The organism is Nocardiopsis sp. KDC1DS13DA1 (assembly GCF_055632325.1).
This window is the reverse complement of sequence record NZ_JBVMUY010000029.1, coordinates 51,044-69,031: the sequence shown is the minus strand read 5'-3', so window position 1 is coordinate 69,031 and position 17,988 is coordinate 51,044. Positions and strand designations below refer to the sequence as shown.

The 17,988-nt window shown below is 73.2% G+C and carries 17 protein-coding genes; 6 read left to right on the top strand and 11 right to left on the bottom strand.

All coding sequences use genetic code 11. The features are described 5' to 3' along the window. Positions 1-75 precede the first annotated feature (75 nt). On the top strand, positions 76-549 hold the full coding sequence (locus ACTVAJ_RS18400; protein WP_470389421.1) for a hypothetical protein: 474 nt from the start codon (positions 76-78) through the stop codon (positions 547-549). An 80-nt stretch (positions 550-629) separates the two neighbouring features. Here ACTVAJ_RS18400 and ACTVAJ_RS18395 read toward each other — a convergent pair whose 3' ends face one another. The 9 genes from ACTVAJ_RS18395 to ACTVAJ_RS18355 form a co-directional block, all read right to left on the bottom strand. Then, positions 630-1,106 carry a hypothetical protein gene (locus ACTVAJ_RS18395; protein ID WP_470389420.1) on the bottom strand — a complete coding sequence of 159 codons (477 nt, stop codon included), beginning with the start codon at positions 1,104-1,106 and terminating at the stop codon, positions 630-632. Positions 1,107-1,202: 96 nt separating this feature from the next. Continuing rightward, positions 1,203-1,676, bottom strand: coding sequence for a hypothetical protein (locus ACTVAJ_RS18390; RefSeq protein ID WP_470389419.1), 474 nt, complete (start codon positions 1,674-1,676; stop codon positions 1,203-1,205). 101 nt (positions 1,677-1,777) lie between these two features. Further along, positions 1,778-4,852: an AfsR/SARP family transcriptional regulator gene (locus tag ACTVAJ_RS18385; protein ID WP_470389418.1), complete on the bottom strand. Its 3,075-nt coding sequence runs from the start codon at positions 4,850-4,852 to the stop codon at positions 1,778-1,780. A gap of 115 nt (positions 4,853-4,967) precedes the next feature. Then, positions 4,968-5,447 (bottom strand): hypothetical protein, encoded by a 480-nt coding sequence (locus tag ACTVAJ_RS18380; RefSeq protein ID WP_470389417.1) that lies wholly within the window; start codon positions 5,445-5,447, stop codon positions 4,968-4,970. A gap of 157 nt (positions 5,448-5,604) precedes the next feature. Continuing rightward, positions 5,605-6,999 (bottom strand): BTAD domain-containing putative transcriptional regulator, encoded by a 1,395-nt coding sequence (locus ACTVAJ_RS18375; protein ID WP_470389416.1) that lies wholly within the window; start codon positions 6,997-6,999, stop codon positions 5,605-5,607. 68 nt (positions 7,000-7,067) lie between these two features. Next, the gene (locus ACTVAJ_RS18370; protein WP_470389415.1) at positions 7,068-9,275 is read right to left on the bottom strand and encodes a C40 family peptidase; all 2,208 of its coding nucleotides are present in this window, start codon (positions 9,273-9,275) and stop codon (positions 7,068-7,070) included. A gap of 114 nt (positions 9,276-9,389) precedes the next feature. Beyond that, positions 9,390-9,902 carry a C40 family peptidase gene (locus tag ACTVAJ_RS18365; protein WP_470389414.1) on the bottom strand — a complete coding sequence of 171 codons (513 nt, stop codon included), beginning with the start codon at positions 9,900-9,902 and terminating at the stop codon, positions 9,390-9,392. Between the two features lie 393 nt (positions 9,903-10,295). After that, on the bottom strand, positions 10,296-10,979 hold the full coding sequence (locus ACTVAJ_RS18360) for an ABC transporter ATP-binding protein (protein WP_470389413.1): 684 nt from the start codon (positions 10,977-10,979) through the stop codon (positions 10,296-10,298). Beyond that, a complete protein-coding gene (locus tag ACTVAJ_RS18355; protein ID WP_470389412.1) occupies positions 10,976-12,067 on the bottom strand; it encodes an ABC transporter permease in 1,092 nt (363 codons plus the stop codon). The genes ACTVAJ_RS18360 and ACTVAJ_RS18355 overlap by 4 nt, the downstream gene beginning before the upstream one ends. A 169-nt stretch (positions 12,068-12,236) precedes the next feature. On the opposite strand from ACTVAJ_RS18355, the gene ACTVAJ_RS18350 reads away from it, so the two are divergent. The 4 genes from ACTVAJ_RS18350 to galE all read left to right on the top strand — a co-directional run bounded on the left by ACTVAJ_RS18350 (position 12,237) and on the right by galE (position 15,801). Then, positions 12,237-13,481, top strand: a complete 1,245-nt coding sequence (locus ACTVAJ_RS18350; protein ID WP_470389411.1) for a sensor histidine kinase — start codon at positions 12,237-12,239, stop codon at positions 13,479-13,481. Further along, entirely contained in the window at positions 13,478-14,119 is a 642-nt protein-coding gene (locus tag ACTVAJ_RS18345; RefSeq protein WP_470389410.1) for a response regulator, read from the top strand. The genes ACTVAJ_RS18350 and ACTVAJ_RS18345 overlap by 4 nt, the downstream gene beginning before the upstream one ends. A gap of 40 nt (positions 14,120-14,159) precedes the next feature. Next, on the top strand, positions 14,160-14,663 hold the full coding sequence (locus ACTVAJ_RS18340) for a TspO/MBR family protein (RefSeq protein WP_470389409.1): 504 nt from the start codon (positions 14,160-14,162) through the stop codon (positions 14,661-14,663). Between the two features lie 169 nt (positions 14,664-14,832). Continuing rightward, positions 14,833-15,801, top strand: coding sequence for a UDP-glucose 4-epimerase GalE (gene galE / locus ACTVAJ_RS18335; protein WP_470389408.1), 969 nt, complete (start codon positions 14,833-14,835; stop codon positions 15,799-15,801). Between the two features lie 16 nt (positions 15,802-15,817). Here the strand turns inward: galE and ACTVAJ_RS18330 are convergent, their stop codons facing one another. Further along, positions 15,818-16,588 carry an alpha/beta fold hydrolase gene (locus ACTVAJ_RS18330; protein ID WP_470389407.1) on the bottom strand — a complete coding sequence of 257 codons (771 nt, stop codon included), beginning with the start codon at positions 16,586-16,588 and terminating at the stop codon, positions 15,818-15,820. A gap of 57 nt (positions 16,589-16,645) precedes the next feature. Between ACTVAJ_RS18330 and ACTVAJ_RS18325 the strand changes: the two genes are divergently transcribed. Further along, positions 16,646-16,993, top strand: coding sequence for a MerR family transcriptional regulator (locus tag ACTVAJ_RS18325; protein WP_470389609.1), 348 nt, complete (start codon positions 16,646-16,648; stop codon positions 16,991-16,993). 22 nt (positions 16,994-17,015) lie between these two features. Here the strand turns inward: ACTVAJ_RS18325 and ACTVAJ_RS18320 are convergent, their stop codons facing one another. Further along, a complete protein-coding gene (locus ACTVAJ_RS18320) occupies positions 17,016-17,978 on the bottom strand; it encodes an arsenic resistance protein (RefSeq protein ID WP_470389406.1) in 963 nt (320 codons plus the stop codon). Positions 17,979-17,988 lie beyond the last annotated feature (10 nt).

Below are 17,988 nucleotides of genomic sequence, written 5' to 3'. Positions count from 1 at the left end.
CGGCGAGCAAGCGCGATCGAAGTCGGCGGCGACAGCATGTCCTCAGTCCGCACACGACAGGGAGGACATCCGACCGTGACATCCGTTCCCCGCCTGCTGGCCGCCCTCGGCCTGGCCGTGGCCACCGCACTGGTCGCCACCACACCCGCCCAGGCCCACACCTCCTCCGATCTGGGCGCGATCGCCTTCTCCACCGACGGCTGCGAGTGGACCCGGGGCGGCTACACCGTCCTTCAGTCCCAGGCGGTCAGGACCTCGTCGGGCACCACCGAGGGCCGTGTCTACCTGTTGTGGAACTCCACCGTGGGCGAGAACTGCGTGGTCACCCTCAAGGGCCCCGGACTGCACGGCAGCCCCCACTACACACAGGCGATTCTGGACATCAAGGGGGAAACCGACCTGAGGATCGAGGCGGGATACTACTCCCACTTCGCCGCAGTGGCCTATGAGGCCCGTGGGAAGTGCGTGTCCTACACCGGCACCATCCAGCACCCGACCCGTGGCCTGGCGGGAGGAGGCAACCCGCACTACGGCTTCTGCGGCGGCTGACCCCGGGTCCACGCACGGCCCGCGTCCGTCCGGGGCGCGGGCCTTCGCGTGTGCTACCGCGATACCGACGACCAGGTGTGCTAGCCGCAGTAGCCGAAGCTCCCGCGCCCGGCACTCCCCTCCGGGCCGTCGGGATCGGTGATGTAGCCGCTGTACCTCACGCATCGACCGGCGGCGTCCGCGGCGACGGCGGCGTAGTGCGAGTACTCCCCGTACGCCTGTCGGATCGGTTCGCCCTCGACCTCCAGGCTGGCGGACATGACGCCGGGGGCTGCGCCGTGCCGGTCGTCGGTCCGGCGGGTGACCACGCAGTTCTGGCCGTGGCTGGAGTTCCACAGCAGGTGGACGCGTCCCATGCGGTTGCCGCTCCACTCGTCGTAGATGGGGAGCGACTCCAGTTCGACCGCGGTTCCCCGGGTCCACTGGCAGCCGTACTGGGAGAAGGCGGCGGAGGTGACGGTGTGGGCCGAGGCGGGGCTGGAGAGGGCCGCGGTCGCGCCGAGGGCGAGGGCCAGGGGGAGGACGGTACGTCGGAGGGTGGCGGTCGGACTGGGCAAGGGGTGAGCCTTCCTGCTGGGACAACGACGGTGTCAGGGTTGGTGCGGGTCGGGTCGGGGGTACAGCCCCTCGGAACGGGCCGTACCACCGGGGCGTCAGGAGCAGAACGCGTAGGTGTCCGAGAACCTCATGGCGATCTCGCCGTTGTGGTCGACCCGGCCTCCGAAAGCGACGCACTCGCCACGGGCCGGCGCGTGCACGGCCGCGTAGTGCGCCCAGTTCGGGGCCCCGTCCTCGACGGGTGCCCTGTTCTGGACGTAGAGAGCGGCGGCCGTGAAGCCGGCGACGCCGTGTGCCTCTCCGGTGCGGCGCGTGACGACGCAGTTCTCGCCGTTGGCGTTGTTCCACAGCAGGTACGTCGTCCCGTACCGGGTGCCGGTCTCGTTCCCGTTCAGGGCGAGGGTGTCCAGGATCTGGTACGAGGACGAGCCCCAGTCGCAGCCCTCACCGGAGCTGACGGCGCTGCCCAGGGTGTGGGCGCTGGCGGGCTGGACCATCGAGAGCGTCACGGCCAAAGCTCCCATCGCGACCAGGGACGACCGCTTCAGGCTTCGGAGACTGAGAGACATGTGGGCCCCTTCGGTGCTCGGGTGCGTCGCCGACGTTCGGCATTCGACACCCTGCCCGGGCGCACTTGGCAACCGCTTCGCTCCCGCTTGCCTCCGCGGCCTCAGGAAACGCCGTCAGTGACCGCGTTCGGACTCCTCGTCTCCGGGGGCTGCCCGCTGACCGTGCGGATCCGCCGCGCCGTGCCGCGCAGGTCGCCGGCCTCGGCGGCGCGGCCCGCGCGGTCGTGCAGCTCGGCCAGCTGTTCGGCGGCCCGGGCGGTCAGGAGCGCGTAACCGTGCTTGTCGGCCACCGCCAGCGCCTGTTCCGCGAACCAGACGGCGCGTTCGTCCCGTCCTGACCGGGCGCAGGCCGCGGCGCGGCCGATCAGCGCCTCGATCGAGTGCCAGTGCAGCCCGTCCCGCACCTGGTACCGCAGTGAGTCGGTGAACAGCGCGTCGGCGTCGGCGTACCGGCCTGTCGCCAGGCCGACGCGCCCCCGGGCGTTGAGCGCGGCCGTCACCGCCCACGGCACCCCGGACGCCTCGGCCGCCCGCATCGCCCGCTCGGCGTGCGCGCGGGCCGCCTCGGGATCGTCGGCGTCACACAGAACCTGTGCCAGTCCGGCGAGCGCGATCGCCCGCGACGCCGGGCTGCCGGTTCGGTCCGCGACCGCCAGCGCCTCCCGTGCGTCCCGCCAGGCCGCGTTCACCTCACCCCGGCAGCGGCGGTTCCAGCTCATCTCGCACAGGAACCGGTGCAGCAGCGCCTCCGCTCCGGCCTGGCGGCACAGTTCGATCGCCCGGGCGAGCTTGCGGCGCCCCTCCTCCAGCCGTCCCGTCCAGCCGAGGACCGCCCCCAGTTCTCCCATTCCGGCCGCCGATCCGGCGCGCCAGCCGATCTCCTCCGCCGTCCGCCACGCGCTCTCCAACAGCGGGGTTGCCCCGTCCAGGTCGCCTTGGTGGACGCCGGCCCTGGCCAGCCCGAGCAGGGCACGGGCCCGCGTCCGGTCCGCCTCGGTCCGACGGGGCACGTCGAGCGCCGCGGTGAAGGACTCCACGGCCTGGCTGGTCGGCCCGAAGCGCAGGTGGGTCTCGCCCAGGAGCACGTGCATGGCGGCCTCCGCGTCCGGGTCGTCGCACCTTCGGGCGCAGTCCAGACCGGCCCGAGCGGTCGTCAGCCACTCGCCGCGCGCACCACCGCCCCACACGAAGGGGGCCAGGGAACGGACGAGTCGCACCACATCCTCGGGGCGGCCGTGCTCACGGGCGTGGACGACGGCCGCGGTGATGTTCCCGCTCTCGTCCCACAGGTCCGGGTCGGACCGGTCGACCGCGTCCTGGTAGGAGGCCAGCAGCCGGTGGGCGACCGCACTCCTCTCCCGGTCCGACGCGAGCTCGGCGGCGTGGGCGCGCACCAGGCCGTGGAGGTGGTACCGGTCTCCCGGTTCGCGTTCGACGAGGTGGTGGGAGTTCAGTTCCCGGAGCCGGTGCGCGGCCCGGTCCGGGGACAGGTCGGCGACGGCGGCCGCGGTGCGGCGTGTGACCGGTCGCAGGGGGACCGTTCCCAGGAGCCGGAGGAGTACGGCCCCCTCCTCGGGCAGCGACCTGTAGGTGCCGGAGAAGGCCGCGGCCACGCCGCCCGAACCGTCGTCCTCGCTGAGGAAGGAGAACCGGTCGGCGCCCTGGAGGGCGTTCAGCGCCTCGGCCACGTCCCAGGCGCCGGTACCGAGATTGGCGGCGGCGAGCCGCAGCGCGAGGGGAAGGCGCCCGCACAGGTCGCTGATCTGCGCCTCCGCCTCCGGCCGTACGGACAGCGCGTCGCTGCCGATGACGGCCCGCAGCAGGTGGATCGATTCCTCCTGGCTCAGCACGTCGAGGCGCACGCGTCGCGCCCCGTGCCGCGCCACGAGCCCGGTCAGGTCGCGGCGACTGGTCACCAGTACCACGCTGCCCCGGCCGCTGGGCAGCAACGGCGTCACCTGTTCGGCGGTCGCGGCGTCGTCGAGCAGCAGGAGCAGACGCCTGTCGGCGGTCATCGACCGGTAGAGCCCTGTCGTTCCCTCGACGTCGGCGGGCAGGAACCGGCCGTCGGCGCCCAGGCTCTGCAAGAGGTGGCGGAGCGCGTCACGGGGGTCGACGGGCTGTTCACCCGACCCGCGCAGGTCCACGTGGATCTGGCCGTCGGGGAAGCGCTCCCGCACCGTCTGGCTCCAGTGGACCGCCAGGGCGCTCTTGCCCACGCCCGCTATCCCGGTGACGAGCACGGCCGTGTGCGCGTCGCGTGCGCCGTCCAGGACCGTGTCGAGTTCGGCGAGTTCGGCCGTTCGGGCCACGAAGCCGGGGACGCCGTACGGAAGTTGGGCGGGACGCACCGGGACCCTCGTGCCGGTCGGAGCGGCGCGCGGTGCGGTGGATGTGACGGCGGGGGCCTGCACGTCCCGTCCGGAGTCCGTCTCACCGCGCAGCAGCCGCCGCTGCAGCCGCCGCAGCCGCGGCCCCGGCTCGATCCCCAGCTCCTCCACGAGTCGTCCGCGCAGGTCGGTGTAGACCTCCAGGGCCTCCGCGACCCTGCCGCACCCCTGGAGGGCGGACATCAGCTGTTCGGCTACCGTCTCCCGGGTGGGGTGGAGGGAAAGCGTCCGGCGCAGCCCGGGCACGGCTTCCAGGTGGTGGCCGGCGGCGATCTGGAGGTCGTGGACCTCCTCCAGGGCCGACAGGCGTCGCTCCTCCAGCCAGGGGCGCGCGGAGTCGGCCAGCGGTGCGGTGACACCGCCCAGGGGCGGGTCCGACCACAGGGACACGGCCGTGCGCAGCGCGGTGAGCGCGGCGTCGTGGCGTTCGGCGGCGCGGTCGGAGCGGGCCTGGGAGAGGAGCCGCTCGAACTCACCGAGATCGGTCGATTCGGGGTCGACCGCGATCTCGTAGCCGGAGGGGCGCCGGATGATGGTCTGCGCACCCAGGAGCGCGCGCAGTTTGTGCACGTGCACCTGGAGCTGCCCGCGGGCGCTGCGCGGTGGATCGCAGTCCCAGACCAGGTCGATGAGCCGGTCGTCGCCGACCACGGTGTTGGGTTCCAGGAGGAGCGCCGCCAGGACGGTGGCGCGCTTCGGACCGCCGACGTGGAGGGGTTCGTCCTCCCGGACCACCTCGACCGGCCCGAGCAGTCGAAACCGCGTACTGCTCCGGTCAGCCCGCACGTGTACCCCCATTTATCAATAAATGAGTAATTCACATCGCGCGAAAGCCTATCCGGTGTGGCTGGTACGGGGCGGGGCGGCCGTCCACACCGGAGCACGGGGCCGCCCCTCGTCCTCAGCCGCAGAACGCCCAGCTCGAGAGTCCGCCGCCGTAGCGCTGCCCGTCGGTGTCCTCGATGATGCCGGTGTACTGGACGCACTTTCCCGCGGCGGGGGCGGCCACCGCGGCGTAGTGCTGGTAGTCCCCGTACGCCGTGGGGCGGTACTGGTCGCCCTGGATGTCGAGCTGCGCCAGGGTGAAGGAGGCGGAGCCGTGGGTGCGGCCGGACTTGAGGGTCACCACGCAGTTCTCGCCCTCGGCCGAGTTCCACAGCAGGTTGACCGTGCCGATCTGCGTGCTGCCCGCGCCCAGGATCCGGGCGCTGTCCAGGAGGGTCGCCGACCCCTTCGTCCAGGCACACCCGGACCCGGCGAACGCGATCGAGGTCAGGTCGGTGTGCGCGGATGCCGGTGCGGTCGCGGTGGTGAGCATGGCCGTGGTGAGGAGGGTGAGGAGCGCGCCCAGGCGCAGGGAGGTACGGAACGGGTGCTTCATGTGTGCCTTCGTTCGACGTTGTGAAAGGTCTGCCGACTCTCAGCGTTCCCCCCGCCGCTTGCCCCCCGCTTGCCCCTCGCTTACCGCGGAACCGGTGCCGCCGGGGCCGGCTTCCGTCCGCCCCGGGGCCACGGCGGACTGTGCGGCTCCGGAGCGGTCAGCGGGGGGCATCGTCCTCGACGACCATCACCTCGTAGAAGACTCCCGTCATGCCGGGGTAGTAGAGCATCCCGTCGGCGTCCGTCATCTTCCACACCACCCGGCACCGACCGGGTTCGCTCCCGGCGGTGACGGCCACGCTCACCAGGACCGTCTCGCCGGGGTCGGTGTCGTCGACGGGCACCCGTTCGGCTGAGGTGCAGCTCCCCTCGGAGCCGCCCGTCTCCCGGGACAGGTACCGGTCCCGCCACGGAACCAGCCCGGTGTTGGTGAGCTGCCAGGTCTTGATGAACTCCTCGCCCGGGCTCACCGGGGTCCCGTCGGGGACGGTGATGTCGATGTCGAAGCGCGAGGCGTCGCCGGGGATCGGCCGGGAGGTCTCCACCGCCCCGGGCTCGGCGGGGGACGTCGGGGAGGAGGAGGCCTGCACGGTCGGGGGTGCGGCGTCCCCTGAGCCCATGAACTGTGTGACCGTCAGTGTGAGGGCCGATCCGGTGACCGCTCCGACCGCCGTGTGGGCCCACCTGGGAGCGCGGAGCCTTCGTCTCGGCGGGGGGAGCGGGGCCGGGACCGGCGGCTTCTCCCCGGCCGGACCGGTCCCGTCTGCGCAGGGGCCCTCAGCCGCCGCCGCGGGTGGTGCGGCGGGCCGCGGGTCCGTCCCGTGCTGTTCGTGCAGGATCAGCCGGTGCAGCTCCTGGATCTCCGGTCGGGGGTCGCACCCCAGTTCCTCCACGAGCCGTCGGCGCAGCCGTTCGTAGGCGTCCAGTGCCTCCGCGGACCGCCCGGAGGCGTGCAGCAGACGGATCAGCGCGCCGTGCAACGACTCCCTCAGGGGGTGCAACCCGGTCTGCTCGGCCAGCTCCGCGATGAGTGTGGGTTCGGGACGGCCGTCCCGCAGGGACAGGTCGGCGTACAGCTCAAGGGCGGTGAGCCGCAGTTCGCGCGCCCGCTCCCGCTCGGCCACGACACAGGGTGTGTCCGGGACGTCGGCGAACGGCTCGTCCCGCCACAGCGCCAGCGCGTCGGCCAGCAGACTCCGTCCCTCGGACGACTCCGGAGCCAGCCGGACCGCCTCCCGCAGCCGGTTCAGGTCCGTGGGAACGGACGCCAGGAGGTAACCGCCGGCGTCCGTGCGCAGGGTCTCCACGGTCTCCTCGGAACCACCGAGGTCGCGCAGCGTCGCGCGTAGCCGGGAGGCACGCACCTGCACGGCGTTGGCGGGGTCGGAGGGCGGTCGCTGCGGCCAGAGCGCATCGGCCAGGTGGGCGGTGGAGACCCGGCTGTCGGCGTGGGCCAACAGTTCGCCGAGGAAGAGGCGGTCTTTGGCGGCTCGTGGGGCGTCCGACGTGTCGCCGTTGGTGATACGGAGGGGGCCGAGTACGAGGAAGTCCACGCCGAGGATCCTTCCATAACGGGGTGAAAGGGTCCTCGGCGTGGTCGGTGCCGGTGTCTCCCGCCTTCCTACTCGATGTACCTGACCACGTTGGGCAGCGTGTCCCCGTAGACCTCGCGCACGTGGACGCTGTCGGCGTTACGGGGCCACGACGACTCGATGATCTGGTCGTTGCCGATGTAGATCGCCACGTGCGTGGTCGACTGGGGGCTGTTGCCCCAGAAGATCAGGTCACCGGGCTTGCGCTCGGCGTAGGGGACCTGCCTGGCGGACCCGCCGTTGACCTGGTCGTGGTACTGCGCTCCCGTGTGCATGCCGATGTCGACGCCCGCACCCTTCCAGAACGCGTACAGGGTCAGCCCCGAGCAGTCGAAACCGAGCCGGTTGTAGTCGTAGGACCCGCCGGGGCTCGGCGTGTCGATACCGCAGGTGGCGCCACCCTTGCCGCCGGCTCCCCACGAGTAGCTGTACCCCTGGCCGATCTGCGACCGGGCGGTGTCGATGACCCGCTGGATCCGCTCCTCCGGGGTGCCCCCGGTCGATCCCCGCGGACCGTTGGTGCGGCCGTGGCCCACGCTGCAGTCCCCGGGCTCGGGAGCGGTGCTGCCGTCCGGGTCGGTGGGCACGTCGTCGTCGCAGCGGGGCATCCCGGAGATGAACCCGTCGGTGCCGGTGTAGACGTAGCGGTCGGTGACCCACAGCCCGTCGGAGGTCTGGTCCCAGATGTAGGAGCCGTAGGCGCTCTCCCCGTACGCCTGGCAGACGATCTCGATCGTGCTGCCCTCGGCGTAGGTCTTGACCTCGGTGGCCGAGGTGGTCTTGGCGTCCCGCCCGGCCAGGTCGGTCTTGGCCGTGTAACCGCCGCCGGTGCCGCCGTCGGGCTCACCGTCGTCGGGGTCGCAGCGGGGCACGTCGGGGTGGAAGCCGTCGTAGCCGGTGTAGAGGTAGTGGTCGACGACCCAGAGGCCGTCGGTGGTCTTGTTCCAGATGTCGGAGCCGTAGGCCTCCTCGCCGGTGGCCTGGCAGACGACGTCGATCATCGTCCCGTCGGCGTAGGTCCTGACCTCGGTGGCCGAGGTGGTCTTGGCGTCCCGCCCGGCCAGGTCGGTCTTGGCGCGGAAACTGTGCGCGCCGCTCGTCTCCTCGTCGCAGCGGGGCAGGTCGGGGTGGAAGCCGTCGTAGCCGGTGTAGAGGTAGTGGTCGACGACCCAGAGGCCGTCGGTGGTCTTGTTCCAGATGTTGGAACCGTAGGCCTCCTCGCCGGTCGTCTGGCAGACGATCTGTACGGTCGACCCGCCCGCGTAGGTCTTGACCTCGGTGGCCGAGGTGGTCCTGGCGTCCCGCCCGGCCAGGTCGGTCTTGGCGGTGAAGCCCCGGGAGTCGAACGAACCGTCGTCGCACCGGGGGACTCCGGGATGGAAGGTGTAGTAGCCGGTGTAGAGGTAGTAGTCGGTGACCCAGAGGCCGTCGGTGGTCTTGTTCCAGATGTTGGAACCGTAGGCGTTCTCACCGACCGCCTGGCAGACGATCTGTACCGTCGACCCCGACGGGTAGGTCCTGACCTCGGTGCCCGACAGGCTCCGGCCGTTGCGTCCGGCCAGGTCGGTCTTGGCGGTGAAGCCGAACGAGTCGGGGATCCCGTCCTCGCACCGGGGGACGTCGGGGTGGAAGCCGTTGTGGTCGGTGTCGACGTAGTGGTCGGCCACGTAGACGTTCTCGGTGGTCTTGTCCCAGACCGTGGAGCCGTACGCCTCGCCGCCGGTGGTCTGGCAGACCACGGTGACGGCCTCTCCCTGGCGGTACATGTTCTCCTGGACGGTTCGCCCGCTGAGGTAGGGCGTGGCCCGTCCGTTCAGGTCGGCCAGAGCGGTGAAGACGTGGCCGTCCTGGCCGATGTCCGAGCAGCGGGGCAGGTCGGGGTGGAAGCCGTCGTAGCCGGTGTAGAGGTATTCGTCGACCACCCACAGCCCGTCGGTGGTCTTGTTCCAGACGGAGGATCCGTAGGCGAACTCGCCGCGGTCCTGGCAGACGATCTGTACGGTCGACCCGGACGGGTAGGTCCTGACCTCGGTGGCCGAGGTGGTCTTGGCGTCCCGCCCGGCCAGGTCGGTCTTGGCGGTGAAGCCGATGGACGCCCCGGCGGGTGCCGGGAGCGCTGTGGTCAGTGCGAATGCGGCCGTGAGCGCGGCCAGCAGCGACAGCAACCGGAGGAGGTGCCGTCCGGGTCCGCCGGTGGTGTCCCCCGTGCGGTCGGGGAGTCTCGTTTGTCCTGACATGCCCGCCAGGATCCGCGAACCGCCTGTACCGCCACTGAACCGCTCGTGCAGCGAGGGTGCAGCGACCGTACAGCGCGGTCCGCGGCGCCGGGGCGGACCAGCGCGTCCCAACGTCTACTCGATGAACCGGACCACGTCGGGCAGTGCGTCCCCATGGACCTCGCGCGCGGCGACGCTGTCGGCGCCGCGCGGCCACGACGACTCGATGATCCGGTCGTCGCCGACGTAGAGGGCCACGTGCGTGGCCGCTCGGCCGCCTTCTCCCCAGAAGACCAGGTCACCGGGCCTGCGCTGGCCGTAGGGGACCCTGCGGCCCCAGGCGTGGCCGTACTGCGCCTCCGGGTGAACGCCGATGTCGATGCCCGCGCCCCTCCAGAAGGCGTACAGCGTCAGTCCCGAGCAGTCGAACCCCAGGACGTCGTGGTCGTAGTGGCCGTCGGGGCTGGGCGAACTGATACCGAAGGAGGCGCCGCCGTAACCGCCGGCGCCCCAGGAGTAGCTGTAGCCCCGGCCGGTCTGGTCCCGCGCCGTGCCGATGACCCGCCGGATGCGCTCCTCCGGTGTGCCCGAGGCCGATCCGGGCGGGCCGCCGACGCGGCCGTGCCCCACGCCGCGCACGTCGGGCACGGGGACGGCACCGTCCGGGGCGCCGGCCGTGCACCGGGCCGCTCCGGAGGGGACGCCGCCGGCATCGGCGGGCGGGGAGGGGGCCACCGCCCGGAGGTGGTCAACCGGCCTGCTCCCGACGGCGGTTGTGTGAGCCCTCCCGCTCCGCGTGTGGTGGACGGTGCCGATCGTGTCGCCTTCGACGCGCGAGGGGATTCCTGGTTTCCGTGCCATGCCGGTCAGGCTTCGCCAACCGGCTGTACCACCCCTGAACCGCTGGTGCAGAGGGCGCGCAGCGGGAGTGCAGGGAGCCCGCGAACCCACTCCGGCCAGTCGGTTCGCGGGCTCGCGCGCACCTCCTCCGTCCGCTGAGCGGCCCCCGCCTACCGCCCGCGCCCGCCGTCCGGACCCGGCTCAGGCGTTCCCGGCCAGCACACGCAGCGAGCCGTCGCGCATCTCCAGTACCCGGGAGGCCGCGCCGAGGTGCTCGGTGTCGTGGGTGACCAGGAGGGTGGCCACGTCGAACGTCCGCGTGGCCTCGGAGAGCAGGTCCATGATCCGCGCGCCCCGCCCGTGGTCCAGCGCCGCCGTCGGTTCGTCCACCAGCAGGATGCTCGGCCGCCCGACGAGCGCCCGCGCGATGTTCACCCGCTGGCGCTCACCCCCCGACAGCTGGTGCGGGCGCCGGTGCTCCTTGCCCGACAGGCCGACGGCGGCCAGGGTCTCCATGGCGGCGGCGCGCGACCGGCGGGGCGACCGTCCGCGCATGTGGTCGGTCACCTGGAGCTGTTCGACCGCGGTGAGCGACCCCAGCAGGTTCGGCTGCTGGAACACGATCCCCGCCTTCCGCAGCCGGAGGGCGGCCAGCTCGCGGGGCCGCAGCCCGAGCGTGTCGGTGCCGCCCACGGACACCGCGCCCGAGTCGGGCCGGACCAGGGTGGCGGCCACCGCCAGCAGGCTCGACTTGCCCGAGCCGGACGGGCCGACCACGGCGGCCAGTTCACCGGGGGCCACCCGGACCGACACCCGGTCCAGGGCCGTCACCACCCCGTCGCCGTCGGGGAAGGTCAGGGTCACGTCGCGCAGTTCCAGGCTCATCGGACGCCTCCCAGGGCGGTCAACGGATCGACGGAGGTGACGCGGCGGACGGCCAGGACCGCGCCGAGCATGCCCAGCGCGACCATCGCGCCCACGGGCAGGAGGGTGGTGGCCGGGTTGAGCCCGAAGGGCACCGCCGACGCTGCGACCGAGCCCAGCGCCGCACCCGCGGCACCGCCCGCGGCGGCACCCGAGACGAGGACGACGACCGCCTGGGCGAGCGCGTCCCGCAGCAGGTAGCGGGTGGAGCCGCCGAGCGCCTTGAGGATCGCGACGTCCCCGGCCCGCTGGATGGTCCACACGGTCAGGAACGCCCCGACCACGAGCGCCGAGATCGCGTAGAGGAAGCCCTGCATGGCCACGAGGGACCCGTTCTCCGAGGAGAACGAGCCGATCGCGGTCAGACTGTCCTCGCGGGTGGCCGACACCGTTCCCGCGCTCTGGTCGGCCGCGGCAGCGGCGTCCGGGGAGGCCACCCCGGCGGCCACCACGTTCGCGACCGGCGCGTCGGGGTCCTCGCCCCGGTCCGGACGCGGGTCCAGGTCCCGCCAGACGCCGATGTCGGCCCACACCACGGGCAGGTGGCTGTGGTGGCCGGTGTCCGCGACGGCGGCCACGGTCAGGTCGGTCCCGGCGACGGTGAGGGCGGCACCGGTGCCGAGCCCGTACTCGTCGGCCAGGTCCCGCCCGACGACCACGCCGTCGGCGACGCCCTCCGGAGCCAGGCGCCCGCCCGCCGGGGCGGCCAGCAGCGCCACCGCCGAGGACGCGCCGCCGGGGAACTCCGCGCGGACGGTGGCCAGGCCCAGCGGCTCGGCCCACTCCACACCGTCGGTACCGCGCCAGGCGTCGAGCTGGGCGCCGGTGACGGTGCTGTCGGCGTAGGACTCCTCGGGGGCGTCGCCACCCGAGGTCCCGAAGGCGACGTGGCTGGCGGGCAGGTCGCGGACGGCCGAGGTGGACTGGTCGGCCAGTCCCGCCGTCAGCCCGGACAGCAGGACGACCAGCAGGGTGATGAGTGCGACGACCGAGCCCATGAGGGCGAACCGCCCCAGGGCGAAGCGGATGTCACGAAGGGCGACGAACACGGAGGCCCTCCTTCCGGGGAACACGTGGTGGGTGCATGTCCCCAGGCTCCTCCGCGGCCGGGCCCGTCCGCATCGCCCGAAGGGAGCGCCCTCGACGGGGCCGGGGTGGAGCCGGAACTCCATCGTTCGGTTGATGCGCGGTGGGCCGGACAAGCCGTACGCTGCGTTGATGCGGTACGGAGAAGGGCGGGCCACCCGGGCGCCCGAGGTCACGACGGTGCTGCGCGCCCTGCGGCTGCTGCTGCACGCGTGCTTCCTGCTGCTGCTCGGGTTGGGCCTGGCCCGCTACCTCCTGCCCGGTCCGGACGCGGTCGCACCCGGTCACCCGCTGTGGACCCGGTGGGCGGTCGTGGTCGGCGCGCTGCTGCTCGCCGCGGTGTACTGCGCGGGCGCCCGGGCCGCCCGGCACGGTGTGCGGCACGGGCGCTCACTGGGCTGGCTGGCCGCGGTGACGGCGCTGTGGGCGCTGCTCTCCCTGGTCGCCCCCGGTTTCGTGTGGCTGGCCTTCCCCCTGTTCTTCCTCCACCTGCACCTGCTGCGCGGAACGCACGGGGTGGTGGCCGTCGCCGTCATCACGGCCGCCGCGATCGGCGGACAGGCCCTGCACACCGGGGACGTCACCGCCGGGACGGTCCTGGGTCCGATCCTGGGCGCGGTGTTCGCCGTGGCGATCGCCGTGGGCTACGCGTCCCTGTACCGGGAGAGCGAGCGGCGGCGCGAGCTGATCGACACGCTCACCCGGACCCGCGACGAACTCGCCGAGACCCAGCGGCGCGCCGGTGTGCTCGACGAGCGCGAGCGCCTGGCCCGCGAGATCCACGACACGCTCGCGCAGGGCCTGTCCAGCATCGTCCTGCTGCTGCGCGCCGCCGAGAACGCCCTGCCCGAGGCGCCCGACCTGGCGACGGAGCGGATCACGGAGGCCCGCGAGAGCGCCTCGGCCAACCTCGCCGAGGCGCGGCGGTTCGTCCGCGACCTGGCCCCGCCGTCCCTCGCGGGCGGCGACCTGCCCGAGGCCCTGCGCCGCCTGTGCGACCGGGTCGGCCGGGCCGAGGGGATCGACTGCCGCCTCCGCCTGGACGGGACGCCGACCGCCCTGCCGTCCGGCTACGAGGTGGCGCTGCTGCGCGCGGCGCAGGCCAGCCTGGCCAACGTCGCCGCGCACGCCCGTGCGCGGACGGCCGTGGTCACGCTCGGCTACCTGGAGGGGGAGGTCACCCTGGACGTGTTCGACGACGGGGTCGGGTTCGACCCGGACTCCACACCGGGCAGGCGCGACGGTACGGGGTTCGGCCTCGTGGGGCTGCGGGAGCGGGTCGCGCTGCTCGGCGGGCGGCTCGACGTGGAGTCCGCCCCCGGCCAGGGGACCGCGGTCGCCGTCCGTCTGCCGCTGACCCGGGAGGAGTCCCCGTGACCGAGAGCCCGCTGCGCATCCTGCTCGTGGACGACCACCCGGTCGTGCGGCACGGGCTCACGGCGATGTTCGCCGACCGGCCCGACATGGAGGTGGTGGCCGAGGCCGCCGACGGGCGGGAGGCACTGGAGGCGCTGGCCGCCGGGACCGGCGTGGACGTGGTCCTCATGGACCTGCGGATGGGAGCGGGCATGGACGGGGTGACCGCGATCCGCCGGATCACCGCACTCGACGCTCCACCGCCCGTGCTCGTGCTGACCACCTACGACACCGACGCCGACATCCTGGCGGCGGTCGAGGCCGGGGCGACCGGGTACATGCTCAAGGACGCCCCGCCCGACCAGCTGTGCGACGCCGTGCACGCGGCGGCGCGCGGACAGACGGCGCTGGCGCCCGACGTCGCCAACCGGCTCATGGCCCGGCTGCGCTCGCCGAGTCCGGCGCTGAGCGCGCGCGAGCTGGAGATCCTGGGGCTGCTCGCGCGGGGGCTGTCCAACCGGGCGATATCGCGGGAGCTGTTCATCAGCGAGGCGACGGTCAAGACCCACCTGGTCCACGTGTTCGACAAGCTCGGGGTGGACAACCGGACCGCCGCGATCACCACCGCGATCCAGCGCGGACTGATCCGTGTGGAGTGATCCGCTCCGGTAGGGGCCCTCCTTCGTTACGATGGGTGACATGTCCATTGCGAATCGGTTCGGCGGCGGTGGGGACCGCAAGCGCGGTCTGCTCTCGCTGGCGGTGTTCGTCGGCGCGTCCTACCTGGTGGCGGTGGTCGGGTCCGCCGCCGCGTCGGGCTCCGGCGCGTTGTACGCCTCACTGGAACGGCCGCCGTGGGCCCCGCCGTCGTGGGTGTTCGGCCCGGTGTGGACGGTTCTCTACGGGCTGATCGGTGTTTCCGCCTGGCTGGTCTGGCGACGGGCGGGCTGGGACGCGCGCACCGCGCTGCTGTGGTGGTGGGTGCAACTGGCCCTGAACGCCGTGTGGACCCCGTTGTTCTTCGGCGCCCGGCAGTACGGCCTGGCCTTCCTCGACATCTGCCTGCTGCTCGTCGCCGCGGTGGCCACGATGGTCGCCTTCTGGCGTCTGCGCGGTTCGGCGGCCCTGCTGCTGGTCCCCTACGTCCTCTGGGTGGCGTTCGCCTCGGCGCTCAACCTGAACATCTGGCTGAACAACGCCTGAGTTTTTGCCCGGCCCGGTCGGCGATTCCGGAAAATGCCGGTCGAATTGCCGGTGACGTCGGAAATGGCGGTCATTCTTCCGATCCCTTTTCCCCGGCCATTGCCCTAGGGTGGATCCGATCGCCGAGGGCGGTCGTGACGGTGGAGCGTCGAACACGGGGGAGACGGCGATGAGGGTCCTGGTCACGGGAGGCGCCGGATACGTCGGCAGTGTCGTCACGGCTCGGCTCGTCGAGGCGGGCCACCGCGTCACCGTGCTCGACGACCTGTCGACCGGGCACGCCGACGCCGTCCACCCCGGGGCGCGCTTCGTGCGCGGTACCGTGCGCGACCGCGCGGCCGAGGTCCTCGCCGAGGGCCACGACGCGGTCCTGCACTTCGCGGCGCGCTCGATCGTCTCCGAGTCGGTCGCCCGCCCCGACCGCTACTGGAACGGCAACGTGGGCACCTCGTTCGCACTGCTGGAGGCGATGCGCGCGACCGGCACCGGACGTCTGGTGTTCTCCTCGACCGCCGCCGTCTACGGCGAACCGGAGACGACCCCGATCACCGAGGACGCTCCGGTCCGGCCCACCAACCCGTACGGCGCCACCAAGGCCGCCGTCGACGCCGCCCTGACCGAGCACGCCCGCCTGCACGGGACCGCGGCGGTGAGCCTGCGGTACTTCAACGTCGCGGGGGCCGACCGGGGGCGGGGCGAACGGCACGCGGTCGAGACCCACCTGATCCCGAACGTGCTGTCCGTGGCCTCGGGCGGGCGGGCCTCGGTGTCGGTGTTCGGCGACGACTACCCCACCCCCGACGGCACCTGCGTGCGCGACTACATCCACGTCGCCGACCTGGCGCGGGCGCACCTGCTGGCCCTGGAGCACGCCCGCCCGGGCGAGCACGAGGTCCTCAACCTGGGCAACGGCGCGGGCTTCTCCGTCCAGCGGGTGCTCGACGTCTGCCGCGAGGTCACCGGCCACCCGATCCCGGCCGTGCCCGCCGCCCGCCGCCCCGGCGACCCCGCGGTCCTGGTGGCCTCGGCCGAGCGGGCCGCGCGCGTGCTCGGCTGGCGCCCCGAACGCCCCGACCTGCGCGACATCGTCGCCGACGCCTGGGCCTTCGCCCGGACGGCCGCGCCCACCGCCGTCTGAGGGCCGCCCGCCCCGGTCAGGGGTGCCGGTCGAGGAACGCGCGTACGGCGGCGCGCCAGGCGTCGGGCGCCTCGACGGCCACCAGGTGGCCGGACTCGACCTCCGCGAACTCGGCTCCGGGGATCCCCTCGGCCAGTTCACGCGACAGCGCGGGAGGGGCGAGCCGGTCCAGGGTGGCGGCCACGACCAGGGTCGGCACCGCGATCCCGGCGAGGAGGGCGGTGTTGTCGGTCCGCTCGACCAGGTCGACGTGCTCGGGGGTGCCCTCGGGGATGGACCCGGCCAGGCCGGACACCGCCTGCTCCAGTTCCTCCGAGCTCAGCGCCTCCAGCGCGTGGTCGCCCGTCGCCACGAAGGTGAGGAACCGGGCGAGCAGGTCGCGGTCGCCCCTGAGCAGCTCCCGCCACACCTGGACGGCCAGCCGCACCCGGTGGTCGGGCCGGGCGAAACCTGCGGTGAGGATCAGCCCCGTGACCCGTTCGGGGTGCCGGGCGGCGGCCCGGACGGCGACCGCGGCCCCCATCGAGTAGCCGAGGACGGTGAACCGCTCGACCCCGGCCGCGACGGCGGTCGCCACCAGGGCGTCGGCCACGGAGTCCAGGTCCAGGCGGGTCGCGGAGCGCGGGGTGCCGCCGGTACCGGGCATGTCGGGGGCGACCACGGTGTGCGTGCTGGTGAGGTCGTCGAGGAGGGGGCCGAAGTTGGCCTCGATCCCGCCCCCGCCGCCGTGCGCGAGGACGAGACCGGGACCGGAGCCCTTGACCGTGTGGGCGAAATGTTCGATCATGCGGCGAGGTTAGGCACTGACACCGGTGTGAAGGTCAAGTGTGAGGCGGGGCACGGCGTGCTGATCGGGGAGTTGTCGGAGCGGACCGGGGTGAGCCGCCGCCTGTTGCGGTACTACGAGGAGCAGGGGCTGCTCGACTCCACGCGCTCACCGAACGGGTACCGGGTCTACGGTCCCGACGCCGTGCGCGTCGTCCACCACATCCGGGCGCTGCTGGACATGGGGCTGGGCACCGGGGTCATCGCCTCCGTCCTGCCGTGCGCCCGGGGCGGGGCGGACGGGCCGCTGGACCTGGAGATGTGCCCGGACCTGCTGGCCACCATCCGCCGCGAACTGGCCGAGCTGGACGCCCGGATCGAGCGCCTCCGGAGCCACCGCTGCGCCCTGGCCTCGCACGTGGCCTGACGCCAGGTCGCGCGCGGCACGCTCACCCGCCCGGGGGCGCGGGCCGCACCCGCACCAGCTGACTCAGCGCCGCCAGCACCGGCAGCTCCACCAGGGGCCCGGCCACCAGGGCGACCGCGATGAGCGGCCGGTCGGGGAAGGCGGCCACGGCCACCGCCAGGGCGACCGGCGAGTTCCGGGCGACCGTCGTCATGGTGAGCGTGACCCGCTGGTCGGCGGGCAGCCGGAGGGCGCGGGAGGCCGACAGCGCGGCCAGGGGAGCGACCGTGAAGAACACCGCCAGCGGGGGCAGCAGGGCGGCCAGCTCCCCGGCGTGTCCGACGACCGTGCGCGCCTGCCACGCGAACATCGCCAGCACCGCGGTGTACAGCAGCGGTAGGACCGAGCGGTTCGCCCAGCCCATGAGCACCCGGTCCCGCCAGAGCGGGCCCTTCGACCACCGCGCCGTCCGGCGCAGGAGCACCGCCGCGACCAGGGGGAGCAGCAGGACCAGGAGCACCGCCTCGACCAGGGTGCGGGTTTCCACCATCGCGGCCTCGCCGCCCAGCAGCACCACGTACACCGGCAGCAGGACGAGCTGGAGCACCAGGTTCACCGGCAGCAGCGCCGTGGCCGCCCCCATGTGCCCCCGGGCCAGGCCGGTGAACACCAGGTACCAGTCCGTGCAGGGCGTGACCAGCAGCAACAGCAGTCCGATCCGCAGGTCGGGATCGTCACCGAGCAGCCCGGCCCCCAGCGCCCACGCCAGGAGCGGGGTGAACACGAAGTTGAGCACCAGACTCGCCGCGACCACCCGCCCGGTCTCCCGGGCGGCACGGACCTGCCCCGCGTCCACCTGGGTGAACACCGCCACCAGCAGGAGGATCAGCGCGGGCAGGACCACGTGCCCCGCGGCGGCGCCGACGGGCCAGAGGGATCCGATCACCAGTCCGGCGAGCGCGGCGACGGCCACGAACAGGGACTGGAACCTCTCGGACGCGGACACGGGCCCCCAA